Consider the following 13,508-nt stretch of genomic DNA (forward strand, 5'->3'; position numbering starts at 1 on the left):
ATTTAACTAATAGCATTTGAAATAATTTGGTTACATTTAAGCCCATGATTGCCTATCATTCGTATTCTGATCAAGAGCTAACGGCCTTGCTACGGTCGGGCGATAGAGCTGCATTCTCTGAAGTATATCAACGATATTGGCCTTTATTGTACAGGCACGCAAGGAAATTATTGCATATAGATGAGGCGGCAAAGGATATTGTTCAGGATGTTTTCATATCGTTGTGGACAGCGGCTACGGAGTTTGACGCACAAACGGCATTATCTCCTTATTTGTATGCGAGTACACGAAATAAAATCCTGAATTGGTACAGACATAATAAAATTGCCAATGTGCACCTGGAGAGCCTCGGCGATTTCATGACTGCGGGTTCGAATGTTACAGATCACCTGGCCGGGGAGCGAATGCTGGCCAAACAGATTGAGAAGGAGATTGAAAATCTGCCGCCTCGCATGCGGGAGGTTTTTGAATTGAAAAGAAAGCAGAACCTTTCTTATAAGCAGATCGCCATCGCCATGAATATATCTGAGCTTACGGTAAAGACCCAAATGAATAAAGCGATAAGAATTCTCAGAGGTAAGTTCGGCAACAGCATGAATGTCTTCTTCCCCTTTTTATAATAATTTTCATTTCCCTATACAACATTGACTTTTGTTGCGTGTCTTAGCTGTATACCAATATAAACAAGGTCATTGTAAGGATGAAAAAAGAAACACCAAAAGCGCTTATTGATAAGTACCTTTCTGGTAAGGCGACTGCTGAGGAAAAGGCAATTGTAGAGAGCTGGTACCTTGAGCATGCCAGTCATCAAGCTGATGACCTGCCTGAACCAAACTATAGCAGTCTTGATCAAGAGATGTGGGCGGTAATTTATGCCAATACGCCTGCGCGAAGAAAAACAACCAGACTTTGGCCATTTCTCAGATCCGCTGCCGCAGCAGCAGTGTTAATTATGCTTGGTGTTTGGGTTTATTATAAGCCCCATCAAACAAACTTCAATCGCGGTACACAATTCGCAACTCAACATGATGTTCTGCCCGGCAAGAACACCGCAACTCTCACACTGTCTAACGGAAAAACTATTAACTTAAGTGATGCAAAAACGGGGGTTGTAATTGACACTTCAAAATTGAGGTACAATGATGGAGAGGAACTGGCCATCTCTTCAGAGAGTGCCAAACCTTTAAATCAAAACCCTGAGACTGCGTCATTCCCAACCAGCGGACAGGATTGGGGCAGCATGACCGGCGGCTGGACAATCGGACATTTACCAGGCAGTGGAATATCAGGAACTTTAACAGCAATGGACGAGCGCAAAGCCATGCAGGTAAGCACACCCCGGGGGGGTACTTATCAGATTGTATTACCCGATGGAACTAAGGTTTGGCTTAACGCAGCCTCAACCATTAAATTCCCCTCTGACTTTCATGGCGTGAAGCAGCGTATAATCGAGTTGACTGGTGAGGCGTATTTTGCAGTACATAAATCACGTAACATTCCTTTTGTAGTCAGATCACAGGGACAGGAAATACAGGTTCTAGGCACTGAGTTTAACGTTAACAGTTATTTTGACGAGGAACAAGTGACCACAACACTCGTTTACGGTTCTGTAAAAGTAAATGCGCTCAATGGAAAATCGGTACTGCTGATACCCGGCGAGGAAAGTCTCTTAGGCCCGTTAAACCTCAAAAAAAGAGATGCTGACATCGCTATGGCTACCTCCTGGCGGCACGGAACATTTTATTTCAACAAAACGCCATTTACTGCGATGATGCGGCAGGTATCGCGCTGGTATAATGTAGAGGTGGTGTATTTGACGAAAGAAATTCCCGACATCCGTTTTACTGGTGAAATAAAACGGGATGTAACGTTAAAGACCGTACTTACATACCTTGAGGACTTAGGCGTGAACCTCCGCCTTATGGATAGAACCTTAATTATAGAATAAACTATTGGATATGCTACGCTTTCAACTAACAAAAATTATAAACAAACAAAACCAGGAAATATGAACAGATTATTACTCAACTAATCACAGAGCAGGAAAGTGCTACCAACACTTCCCTGCGATGCTCGGATTCCTCTGCAAGGAGAACATGTGTAATTAGATTAAACACCATCCAAACGTATCAAATTTAATGAAAAAAAAGAGAATATACGCCAAGGGCTATACTATGCCTGTGCGTGTAAAACAATTATTGCTGATTATGAAAATGACCTTCATATTCCTCTTGCTTTTTTGCTTACAGCTGAGAGCCGAAACGCACGCTCAGACGGTAACTCTCTCGGTGAACAACCGCCCGCTGAAGGAAGTTTTGGAAATGGTTAAAAAGCAAACCGACTATATGGTTATCTTAACCTCTGATGTTGAAGAATCGGCCAATCCCGTCACAATAGAGGTGAAAAATATGCCATTGTCCGCATTTATGTCTACCGTGATGGCCAACCAACCCGCTTTCTATTATATAAAGGAGAAGACCATTTTTATCGCACGCCGTAAAAATGTACCTCAAAATAAGCCACCCTTACAATCGATCGTCCGGGGAAAAGTCACCGACAGCGATGGTTACCCTGTGCCGCGCGCGAGCGTGAAGCTAAAGGATACTCGGACCGCCACCGCAACAGACGTAAATGGCAATTTCTCCATTCAGGCAAGCCCGGGCCAGGTACTGATTTTCAGTTCCCTTGGTTTTAGTACCGTAGAACGCAGGATTGACAACAATGCAATTTTAAATGTAGTCTTAAAGATAGACGTAACAAATCTGAGTGAAGTTGTTGTTGTTGTTGGTTACGGCGTCGTTAAAAAAAGCGACCTTACCGGATCTATCAGTTCGGTTAAAATTGGGGATAACAATGAAAACAAAGTAGTTTCTGTACCCGAGGCATTGTTGGGCAGAGTTTCCGGCGTCAACATTCTGAACAATACCGGTGAGCCGGGTTCCGGTATGACGTTTAACATTCGCGGCCTGACTTCCATTACGGGAAACAACCAACCCTTAATCGTCCTGGATGGTCAGCCCATCGAGTCTGGCTTGGGCGTAACTTCAGCTGGTATAAACGTCGACTGGCAGTCGCAAACTCCTCCCCTGGATCCGTTGGCCTCGCTGAACCCTTCGGACATCGGGTCAATTGAAATTTTAAAAGACGCATCTTCTACTGCGATCTACGGATCACGCGGGGCAAATGGGGTTGTACTTATTACTACTAAAACAGGAAAATCCAATGGCAATAAGGATAGATTTACTTATAACCTCAGAACGGATCTAAGTAATCTCCCGCATAAGATTGAAATGGCCGACGCTTTGACGTTCATGCGGTACAGAAACGAAGCGGCTATGAACAATGGCCTGGGTCCGGCTTATACCGAGGAGCAGATGACTGCAAACGCCGAACAATATGGAGGTCATAATTGGCAGGATCTGGTTTACCGCACGGCCAAATCACAGGAACATCAGTTGACTGCATCAGGATTGATCGGCAAAAGCAATTACCGGGTGAGCTTGGATTATGGCGACAATCAAAGTATACTGAACAATGCTGGTTTTAAAAAAGGAGGTTTACGTTTCAACTTCAATCGGGATATCACTAAGAAATTGTCCCTCGCTATACGTTCCAATTTGTCTTTGACCGAACGAACTTATGGTGCGCAATCGAATACCCAGGGCGTATTTGCCTCCTCTGCAGTAATTGGCGCAATTGCTTCGACGCCTTTACGTATGGCTTATACCGATGACGGCGATCTGGATCTTACTTTCGCTAATAATCCTGTGCTGGTTACAGAATTATTGCGAGACGTTACAGATACCCGAATGGTGATCGCCGGTATAGATCTGGATTATAAAATCATCAAAGGTTTAAGCTATAAGCTAAAAGGTGCCGTCAATGAAGTATCATCTTTAAGGCAATTGTACTGGCCCAGAGGTACCTTCCAGGGTGATGAGTACGAAGGTTCGGCTACACGTGCCGACAATTTGAACGGCAATTATATGATCGATCATTTACTGAATTATAACGGCAATTTCAAGAAACACAGGGTCAATGCCGTAGCGGGATATTCGTATCAATACTGGTACAGAAAAGGCACTAGTATTACAAGTACAGGATTCCCGTCGGATGATTTAGGCTACGAGAATTTTGCTTTGGCAGATAAACAGGGAACGTATTTCACCACCAACAAAAACAGAGCATTGCAATCGGTGTTGGGCAGGGTAACCTATTCCTATGACTCAAAGTATTTATTGACACTAACCGGACGCTCTGACGGCGCCACCCGTTTGGCACCAGGCAATAAGTGGCATTTCTTTCCATCTGTGGGATTAGGATGGAACGTAGCGAGTGAGAAGTTCTTCAAAAAAGCTATTCCTGCGGTGAACAACTTGAAGTTAAGAGCCAGCTATGGAATTGCTGGCAGCGAGAACGTAGCTATCGGTGCTACTCAGGCCGATTATTCTATTGACTATGTTACTATTGGTGATCGTATTTTACCGGGATTGAATTATAACAGTTTTCCAAATCACTTGCTAACCTGGGAAACTACTGCCTCTGTAAACGCTGGTTTCGATCTTGGTATATTCAATGACCGGATTACTTTCACCGCAGATTTTTATTCAAAAAAAACCACGGATCTGCTGATTGGCTTAAGTATCCCTGCATCTTCAACCTTTAGAAGCTATAGTACTAACACAGGAGAGGTGACCAATAAGGGGTTGGATTTGGAAACCAGTGTTCAAGTGATGAGGACGAAAAACCTTGACTGGTCAATGTTTGGTAACGCTTCTTTCAACAGGAATAAGGTGATCAGTATGGGGGGAACCAATATGATCTATGGAGGTATATATCTGAATGGTGGCAATAACTTCCTTGGTCAAGCTTTACAGGTTGCTAAAGTTGGAGAACAGATCTCTTCATTTTGGGCCTATAAAAGTGCAGGCGTTTATCAGAATCCATTGGAGATCCTCAACGATCCCAACATTGCAAATGATCCGGCTAAATCAACCTATCGTCCAGGTGACGTAAGGTTTAAGGACATTAATGGCGATGGCAAAATTGATGAAAACGATAAAACAATTGTTGGGAAGCCAAATCCTGACTTTTCAATTGGGTTCGGTAGTAATGTAAGTTATAAGCGATGGAATTTTGCCTTCACCTTTATAGGCAGTTTCGGCAATGAATTGATTAACCTGAATCAATGGCTGATCGGATCCCTGACTAACCTGGGCACCTACAATGTCTCTATGGATGCGTGGAACAACCGTTGGCGGGGAGAAGGCACGAGCAACAAGTACCCGCGCGCCAACCGTGACGCTGCTCGTTTTGGGAATAGATTCCCCGATTACATGATAGAGGATGCATCATTTGTGAGGTTACAAAACGTGAATGTTGGATACACCTTTAAGATGGACCGGATCGCTAAGGGATCAACAATTAAAACCTATGTTTCGGGTACGAACTTGTTTACCATAACCAATTATTCAGGTTATGACCCAAGCATCAATTCTCAGGGGCACTTTGCTTTGATGAGTGGTGTGGATTACGGCACCTTGCCACAAGCCAGGACGTTTTCTTTAGGGCTGATATTATCTTACTAAGTCGATAAAACTATATATTATGAAAATACTTAAAGCTGCAAGATATGTTGCCGTGATTTGGGCACTATTACTTGCCATACAGTCATGTTCGCTTGATGAAACTGTACCAGATACGATCACCGCAAAAAATATCGACTCTAAAGCGGATGTAACCGCGGTGATTCATGGCGCTTATGCCAATCTGAACAATCCGGACGCATTCAAGTTTACCGGTGTTTTCTGTTTTTTGTTTGTAGGGGGTGACGACATTTATGCTACTGTGACTACGGATCCCGCGAAATTCTCTCAAAAGGCATTTGACGCAGGATATACCAGTTCCTTTTGGAATGTCCTGTACTCGGTCATCGGTAATGCGAACAATTTGATCGATATATTAGACAGTAAGGACTTTGGCGATGAATTTGAAAAGCGTGCGTATGGAGAAGCTTATTTTCTAAGGGCATTCTCTTACTATTATCTGGTGAGGTTGTACGGTGGCGTGCCGCTTCGTGTAGAGTCAGTTAAAGTTGATAGTGATTTCTATATTAAGAGAAACACTGTTGACGAAGTATACAAGCAGATTTTTGAAGACTTCAAAAATGCATCAGAAAGGCTTCCGCTTCGCACAGCTATTGTAGCAACAGAACTGGGACGTGCCTCAAAAGGTGCGGCACAAGGCTTATTGTCTCAAGCTTATTTGACTTATGCAAATTATCTCGACAGAGAAGGAAAAGCAGATTATCAATCGTATTATCAACTATCAGTTAATTATTGCGATTCTGTTATCAATAGTGGCCAGTATGTTCTATTGAATGATTATGGCAAGTTATGGGATGTAACGCAGGAGACCGCAGCCTACGAAGAAGTAATTTTTGGCATTCGCTTTACTGCTGATCCACTCAAGGTAAGTTTAGGGTCTTCAGGATCAGAGTTCGCTTATCGTTTTTTAGGCTCGAACTCCCATGGCGTAACCGGCAATAAGCCAACTGGTGGTGGTTCTGCCGACATCAGGCCGCAACCTTGGTATACTGATATTTACTTCACTGGCGATTATGGGGACAACAGACCTTATTATCCAGGACTTACTTACGATTACCGTTCAGAAAAGTCATATTTCCCCCGTGGATCGAATACAGGATTGAATACCGTGACCGGCCAGAATTTCAGGTATATTTATCAGTATCCATATGTAGGTCCCCAGTCAAACAATCAAACCGGTGCCACTGCAGCGACTACATCCATTATAGGGAAATATGTTGACGGAGCAGGATATGACAGCAGGAATCATGGCAATGATTTCTTCATTATGCGATATGCTGAGATTCTGTTAATTAAAGCGGAAGCATTGAATGAATTAAATGGACCTAGTGTAGAAGGAATTAATCTGATTAATCAATTGCGTATCCGGGCCAGGAAAGGAGACGGAATTCCTCGCAATTACCCTACTCTAATCCCTACCAATACCGTTTATACAAAGCAGAGTTTCAGAAAAAAAATTCTGGATGAGCGTGGTGCCGAATTATTTGCAGAAGGGCATCGCTGGTTTGATCTGGTTCGCATGAAAAGCCATATAAACGAAGCTGAAACAATGTATGATTATCAATTTGGAACGTTCTTAAAAGGCATATCTCCAAAGACACCATCTTATACCAACACCGGTAATTTATGGAATAATAAAGGAGGATATATACCCGGAAGTGCAGCGGGTCAAAGCTATGACCCTAAATTTAAACTGTATCCTATTCCGACTTCAGAATTGATTATCAACCCGAATTTTGGAGATCAAAACCCTGGATGGTAAGTAGATTTAATACCTAAAATATAAAATCAGATGAACAAAATAAAAATAACAATTCTCAAATATGCCGTGGTTCTTTTCGTGGCGGCTATTCTTGCAGGTTGTAATAAGGAGCTAACAGTAATTGAAAAGCAAGCTTACGAAGCTCCTAAATTTTTTAACCCGGTCGTTAAACCGTCGTTATTTAACTCTTCTGTACTGAGGACCTGGGACGGTTGGTTTTATGCCTATGGCTCGGAAGAAAACTGGGTGGGTGCCGGTGGGAACAGGTTGATGCCGGTGATGAAATCGGCCGATATGGTCACCTGGACATACCAACGCAACATATTCAACGCCAGGCCAAGTTGGAGTACGGGTGCTATGACCTCTCCGGATGTAGTAGAAATCGAACGCAGGTATTATGTATACTATTCATTCGCATCGGCTTCTTCTACGAGTCCGAAGCCCAGTATCGCTCTTGCTACATCCGTAACGCCAATGGGACCCTTTGTAGAGCGTGAGGATATGGAAGACATGGGAACTAAGCCAGGAAACCTTTTCGATACGGACTCGGTTGACACACCAAACCCTCGTCACCCCTTCTTTTTTCAGGAAGAGAATGGTGACAAGTATTTGTTCTATACCAGTAATGTTGCAGGCGACGTTAAATCTGCTGTGTATTGCTTACCGTTGTCAGCCAGCGGACAACGAATCCCGGATTTTACGTCAATGAAGAAAGTCGCTTCTGCAGATTTCGATGGCGTTCTGATCCAGAAAAAGGATAACTTTTACTATCTTTTTGGGACACGCGTGAACGGCAATAGCTCGACGATTATAGTAGGCAGATCGGCAAACCTCTTAGGCCCGTATGTAGATAAAACCGGAGGAGATCTGATGGTAGGAACAAATGGAACAATATTCGCGGAAGCCAATGCACTATTTAGCTCTCCCGGCCATAACTCTAAGATCTTTACAGATAAGAGCAAAGAAGATTGGATAATGTTCCACGTTATAGACAGTCGCGATCCAAAATTCACTAACAATTTGGATAAGAAGCCGCTAGTACTGGCCAGGATTGTTTGGAACAATGGTTGGCCTGAACTGGTATCGGACTATCTGACGGAAAAGGAACTGATCGGACCTAACTTCTATTAACCACTTAATTTTAATACAGAGAAATGAATAACCTAAAAAATATAATCTGGGCGATTGCTTTATTATTTCTTTCAGCAAGTGCCCATGCAAAGCATTCAAAACTCAGACAAATTAAAACCTTAATCGTATTTTTTGATGGTTTGCGGCCCGACTATATAACACCTGAACTTATGCCCAACTTATACGCTTTTAAAAAACAAAGTGTTTTAGCTACACAGCATCACAGTGTTTTTCCAACTGTAACACGATTAAACTCGGCCGCGTACTCGACTGGCTCTTACCCGGCTAAGACAGGCATCCTGGGCAATAAGGTGTATTTTCCACAGGTTGATAAGGTGAAAGGCCTGAACACCGGGGACGCCAGTGATTTGTTACGTATTGACAGTGCAACAAATGGAAAACTGCTAACCACCATCACCTTCGGCGAAGTGATGGAAGCAGCAGGTAAGAGATTTATGGTATTCAGCTCTGGTTCGTCAGGACAGGCTCTGTTACAAAACCCTACTGTGAGCGCAGGCGCCATTGTCAACCCCGATATGATCTTGCCAGAATCGTACAAAGAAACCGTATACAAAGCTGTTGGCCAGTTTACCAGTCATGACGATCATTCAGCAAAACACATCTGGGCTACAGATGCATTAATAAGGCTAGGCTTACAAACGGGCGGTCCCGAGGTGTGTGCACTCTGGATGTCAGATCCTGATCACACAACACATGCCGATGGTATCGGTACCCCCTCTGCTGTAGCAGCGCTCAAACTGGTGGATGAGCAATTTGGTAAAGTGATCAGGCATTTAAAAAGTCAGAAATTGGATGAAGTGTATAATGTTATCGTTTCTGCAGACCATGGCTTCGTGACTCATGTCGGGAAGAAAACGATCACAGCTCATTTGATTGAAAAAAGACTCAAAGAAAGCAAAACCTCTGAAGACGTGGTGGTAGCAGACGGAGCAATTTATGTAAAGAACCATAACCCGGACGTGATTAAGAAGATTGTCACCTCACTTCAGGAAGCGAAATTTATCGGCGCAATATTTACAAAAGGCAAGAAACCAGGCGACACCAAAGGCTGGGTTGACGGAACTATTTCTTATGAAACCATTCACTGGGACCACCCAACGCGTGCTTCCGACATACTGGTGGCCGAGTACTGGGATAACCGCAAAAACAAATTTGGGTATGAGGGCGCCGGTTTTGCAGGTGGCCCTGCAGGCCATGGTGGTTCTAGCCCCTATGAAGTACATATTGCTTTGATGGGATCGGGCCCAGGCTTCAAGAAGAATACTGAAACTAACTTACCAACTTCTAATATTGATATTGTTCCAACAATACTGCACCTGCTCAACGTTCCAATACCACAACAGATGGATGGTAGAGTTGTCTACGAAATGTTGAAAGAAAATCCGCCTGTGTCTGCCCCATCACTGGCAAAAACCGAGAATGTTGTTAGCAGTATCCATGCATCGTGGGGAACTTACAAAACGACAGTACAACGAACCATTTTAGGCAAGTATACTTATATTGACTTTGCTAAAACTGAGCGTGTATTCTCTAAGCCCTGATTTTAGCAGACCACCTCAGTCCACATTATTGTACCGACCCCTTATAAGTTGGACAATAATAATGAATTAGTTGTGTAATATTTGTTTATATCTGGGGATAATTCGGAGGCCATTTTATTGATATCTTGTAGTTCCGTTCTTTCTGCCCTTTTCTTTTCGGTTATATGAATATTCTGTTCCCACTTCTGTAACGGGGTCATACCAATGTTTCGGTGATTTCTTCTGTTATCGTACCAGGAGCGGTGCGCTGCAAGTGTGTGCTTTGCGTGATAAAAGCTGTCGAACTCAAACCGGTCTACCACTTCCCGCTGAACAATGCTGTGGAAAGCCTCGATATAAGAGTTTTCTTCTGGTGTAGCAATGTGAGTAAACTCCTGATTAGCTTCGGCAGCTCTTAAGTATTGCTTCACGCTGTTAGCGATAAACTGGGATCCATTATCATTTCTGATAGTAACTCCTTTGATACCGTATTGCTGCCTGATTCTTCTGAAAGCGTTAATTACATCCAACTGCCGGATGCTTTTCTGAAAGATCTGATCAACCGTTTTTCGGGAAAATACATCCAGAATGGTTAACAGGTAATAATTTCGTTTATCGGCATGCACATAGATGTATTTAATATCCAAGCAAAGATATTCCATTGGATAAGAGGCCTGAATCTTACGGTGCTGAACGAACTTGCGTTTTCCGCTTGTCCGGATCACTTTGCCTAATAAGAGGTTCTGTTCATCCATTAACCGGTAGACCTTTTTCTCATTGATATAATATTCCTGTTTACGCAACTCCTGGGTGACATTTTCATAACCGTAACAACAGAATTCCTGCGATAAAATGTCTTTTATTTCTTCAACTACTACCTGGTTTTCCACCCTGGAGCCATCTAGTTTAAAAGTATGGGTACTGGGCTTTGCACCCCGCTTACCGTTTCTGTTTTTATAATAATACACACTGCCAGGCATACCCATCCAGGATAAAAGCGTGCTGGAAGGAACCATATGATTGAACTGAGAGACGATCATCTTCTTGTCTTGGTTTGAATGGGAGTTTTTTTTAAAAGCTCAGATTTTACTTCTATCTCCAGGGCCTGTCTGGCAATGATCCGTTTTAACCGCTCATTCTCCTCTTCCAGAGCTCTTACCTCCGGATCCACCCGGTGATAGGCTGGCTTCAAACCTTCCATGCCTTTACTCTGATACTTCTTCTTCCATCTGGCATACAGTGAGGGTGCTAAATTATACTTACGGCAAGTGGATGTGATTCCCTCTCGTTCGCCTTCTTGAATGATAGAAAGCCTGTCTTCAGGGGTGAACGCCCTTCTTTCTCTTTTCATGATTCCCTAATTTAATCGTTCTAAATTGTTTTTAAAATTTAGTCCAGTCTTTTAGGGGGCTAGTACATTATAATCCCTAAGCGAGAAATGCCTCGTTTGCTCAACGGTTTAAATTAAAACTCTGCACATAGTGCTTTTGATAAAATTACTATGTGCAGATTATCAACGAATCATGAAGTAAATTCTATGAACAACAAGTTCTTCATTTCGAAAATATTGATCAGCGGTTCTCTAATAATTATGTTTTCCTTTTGTAAAAAAGGATCTGGTGCAGATCCAGAAGACAAAAAGGAAGAACAAAAAGAAAGCTCCGGCACTCCAGAATATGTAATTAAGGATTACAAAATGGTTTGGAATGACGAGTTTAATGGCACCACATTGGATCTCACCAAATGGAATTACAGACAAGACGGTGTAGTCAGAAAGCTCGGAACGGTAAATAAAGAAACCATCTCACTTGATGGTAAAGGCAATGTTTTAATTACCGTTTTTAGGGACAATAAGGGAATATACAATATCGGCCAGATATCTACCGAAGGACTATATGCTACCAGGTACGGTTATTTTGAATGCAGAGTTAAGTTGCAGAAAAGCCTTGGTCCTCATACCGCTTTCTGGCTTCAGTCGCCTACTTATGGCAGAACAGCCGGCAATCCTGATAAAGACGGGGTTGAAATTGATATTTTCGAATACCATCGCTCAGCACCTACTAAAGTGTATTTCAATACACATTGGGATGGCCATGGCGACTATCATAAAAATTACGGCAACAACATTACCCTTCCAGCTATAGTAGATGGTTATCATACTTTCGGATTAGAATGGAACGAAAATGAATATACATTTTACGTTGACGGTAAAAAGGGATGGAGTTCCAATCAAGCAATATCACGCACCGACCAATTCATAATCCTTAGTGCGGAACTTACAGGTTGGGGAGGAGATCCTGCCTTAGGAACATTCCCTGATGCAGTTGCGTTTGACTATGTTAGGGTATACAAAAAGAAATAGTCTCTATTAAAGAGATTGGGGTCATTTGAATTTACAGCGAAGGATCTTACTTAGTCTGGTGTTTACCAGCTTGCAGAATCCATTATTTTCAAAAAGGTCGCAGCCAAGATAAAGTATCTTCCACTTGACATTATTACACAGGAGAACCTTCGATTCTATGTAGAGGTGTAAGAAATTACTTACCAAAGCCATATAAAATTAAAATCCCGTTTGCTTCCTGCTAATGCGGATATGTACTTCACTTAACATTCAGGTTATCCTGATTAATGATATTCAATAGTTCGGCTTCATCAAGAATTTTAATTCGCCTGCCGGTGAGTTCTACTATCTTATTTAAGGTTAATTCATTAACTACCTTAAAAAGAGTTTCATAAGACGCCCCCGAGAATGAGGCGAGATCCTGCCTTGAAAGCTCCAGATTAATCGTATTGTCGGCGCTCATTCCAAACTGGTTCCTTAAAGCAATAAGCGATTTCGCAATTCGTGCCTTCACAGACATATGAACAAAGTCCAGCATGCTTTTCCTGGAATGCTGAAGTTCATCGGCAAAAAAATGCATTAGTTTAAACGTTAAATCTGTATTTACTTTTAATGTCGACTCAAAGAAAGCCCGGTCTATATAACACAGTACGGTCGGTTCCAGGGCTGTAGCGGAAACAGGGTACTTAGGATCCTTCCCCAAACCCAAATGACCCATAATATCCCCCGCTTTCGCAAACCGGATTATCAGCTCCTTATCCTTATCCCAGCGTTTATGAACTTTAACAGTTCCCGAGTAAATAAAGTATATTCCGGATACCAGATCATTTTCGGCAAATATTGATTGTCCCTTTTTTACTTCAAAGTTGATTCGTTGTGCTTTCACCGCTGGAAGCCAGTCGGGTAAACATCTCTGACATACGAAACAGCTCTGAGTATCGCATACGTTTTTACATTCTTTCATCATTTACATCTGGTGAACAAAATTAACATTTATACAGCAGCTTAAACTTTTAGCTTAATGCCAATTCAATATTAATCCGGCTGTATCTGTCACCATTCCGGCCGCCCATGCAAAACGATCAGAGACAATATTATATTGCCAAAACAATATTAAATTATACTAT

The 13,508-nt window shown here is 42.4% G+C and carries 10 protein-coding genes; 7 read left to right on the plus strand and 3 right to left on the minus strand.

The genetic code is table 11. From position 1 onward, the window contains the following. The first annotated feature begins 44 nt into the window (after window positions 1-44). From BDE36_RS16415 to BDE36_RS16440, 6 genes are all read left to right on the plus strand, one after another. Window positions 45-620 (plus strand): RNA polymerase sigma factor, encoded by a 576-nt coding sequence (locus BDE36_RS16415; protein WP_141815721.1) that lies wholly within the window; start codon window positions 45-47, stop codon window positions 618-620. A gap of 80 nt (window positions 621-700) precedes the next feature. Then, window positions 701-1,948, plus strand: coding sequence for a FecR family protein (locus BDE36_RS16420; protein WP_141815722.1), 1,248 nt, complete (start codon window positions 701-703; stop codon window positions 1,946-1,948). 190 nt (window positions 1,949-2,138) lie between these two features. Then, window positions 2,139-5,588 carry a SusC/RagA family TonB-linked outer membrane protein gene (locus BDE36_RS16425; RefSeq protein ID WP_141815723.1) on the plus strand — a complete coding sequence of 1,150 codons (3,450 nt, stop codon included), beginning with the start codon at window positions 2,139-2,141 and terminating at the stop codon, window positions 5,586-5,588. Between the two features lie 19 nt (window positions 5,589-5,607). Then, window positions 5,608-7,368 carry a RagB/SusD family nutrient uptake outer membrane protein gene (locus tag BDE36_RS16430; RefSeq protein ID WP_141815724.1) on the plus strand — a complete coding sequence of 587 codons (1,761 nt, stop codon included), beginning with the start codon at window positions 5,608-5,610 and terminating at the stop codon, window positions 7,366-7,368. Window positions 7,369-7,398: 30 nt separating this feature from the next. After that, complete coding sequence (locus tag BDE36_RS16435; RefSeq protein WP_141815725.1) at window positions 7,399-8,499, plus strand: family 43 glycosylhydrolase; 1,101 nt, start codon at window positions 7,399-7,401, stop codon at window positions 8,497-8,499. A 23-nt stretch (window positions 8,500-8,522) separates the two neighbouring features. Next, window positions 8,523-10,061, plus strand: a complete 1,539-nt coding sequence (locus BDE36_RS16440) for an alkaline phosphatase family protein (protein ID WP_141815726.1) — start codon at window positions 8,523-8,525, stop codon at window positions 10,059-10,061. 41 nt (window positions 10,062-10,102) lie between these two features. Here the strand turns inward: BDE36_RS16440 and BDE36_RS16445 are convergent, their stop codons facing one another. Together BDE36_RS16445 and BDE36_RS16450 are read right to left on the minus strand one after the other, a co-directional pair. Beyond that, window positions 10,103-11,080: a DDE-type integrase/transposase/recombinase gene (locus BDE36_RS16445; protein WP_211360926.1), complete on the minus strand. Its 978-nt coding sequence runs from the start codon at window positions 11,078-11,080 to the stop codon at window positions 10,103-10,105. Then, a complete protein-coding gene (locus BDE36_RS16450; protein ID WP_141815524.1) occupies window positions 11,077-11,391 on the minus strand; it encodes a transposase in 315 nt (104 codons plus the stop codon). Before BDE36_RS16450 ends, BDE36_RS16445 begins: the two co-directional genes overlap by 4 nt. A 150-nt stretch (window positions 11,392-11,541) precedes the next feature. Here BDE36_RS16450 and BDE36_RS16455 point away from each other — a divergent pair, with 150 nt between their 5' ends. Further along, window positions 11,542-12,402: a glycoside hydrolase family 16 protein gene (locus tag BDE36_RS16455; protein WP_141815727.1), complete on the plus strand. Its 861-nt coding sequence runs from the start codon at window positions 11,542-11,544 to the stop codon at window positions 12,400-12,402. 238 nt (window positions 12,403-12,640) lie between these two features. Here the strand turns inward: BDE36_RS16455 and BDE36_RS16460 are convergent, their stop codons facing one another. After that, window positions 12,641-13,348, minus strand: a complete 708-nt coding sequence (locus BDE36_RS16460) for a Crp/Fnr family transcriptional regulator (RefSeq protein ID WP_235904358.1) — start codon at window positions 13,346-13,348, stop codon at window positions 12,641-12,643. Window positions 13,349-13,508: the final 160 nt, after the last annotated feature.

Source organism: Arcticibacter tournemirensis (genome assembly GCF_006716645.1).
Taxonomy (GTDB): domain Bacteria; phylum Bacteroidota; class Bacteroidia; order Sphingobacteriales; family Sphingobacteriaceae; genus Arcticibacter; species Arcticibacter tournemirensis.

Bases quoted from the DNA above. Each gene is read 5' to 3' on its own strand.
- BDE36_RS16460 (WP_235904358.1), bottom strand. From the start codon at position 13,348: ATGATGAAAGAATGTAAAAACGTATGCGATACTCAGAGCTGTTTCGTA.
- BDE36_RS16425 (WP_141815723.1), top strand. From the start codon at position 2,139: ATGAAAAAAAAGAGAATATACGCCAAGGGCTATACTATGCCTGTGCGT.
- BDE36_RS16440 (WP_141815726.1), top strand. From the start codon at position 8,523: ATGAATAACCTAAAAAATATAATCTGGGCGATTGCTTTATTATTTCTT.
- BDE36_RS16450 (WP_141815524.1), bottom strand. From the start codon at position 11,391: ATGAAAAGAGAAAGAAGGGCGTTCACCCCTGAAGACAGGCTTTCTATC.
- BDE36_RS16455 (WP_141815727.1), top strand. From the start codon at position 11,542: ATGTGCAGATTATCAACGAATCATGAAGTAAATTCTATGAACAACAAG.
- BDE36_RS16420 (WP_141815722.1), top strand. From the start codon at position 701: ATGAAAAAAGAAACACCAAAAGCGCTTATTGATAAGTACCTTTCTGGT.
- BDE36_RS16445 (WP_211360926.1), bottom strand. From the start codon at position 11,080: ATGATCGTCTCTCAGTTCAATCATATGGTTCCTTCCAGCACGCTTTTA.
- BDE36_RS16435 (WP_141815725.1), top strand. From the start codon at position 7,399: ATGAACAAAATAAAAATAACAATTCTCAAATATGCCGTGGTTCTTTTC.
- BDE36_RS16430 (WP_141815724.1), top strand. From the start codon at position 5,608: ATGAAAATACTTAAAGCTGCAAGATATGTTGCCGTGATTTGGGCACTA.
- BDE36_RS16415 (WP_141815721.1), top strand. From the start codon at position 45: ATGATTGCCTATCATTCGTATTCTGATCAAGAGCTAACGGCCTTGCTA.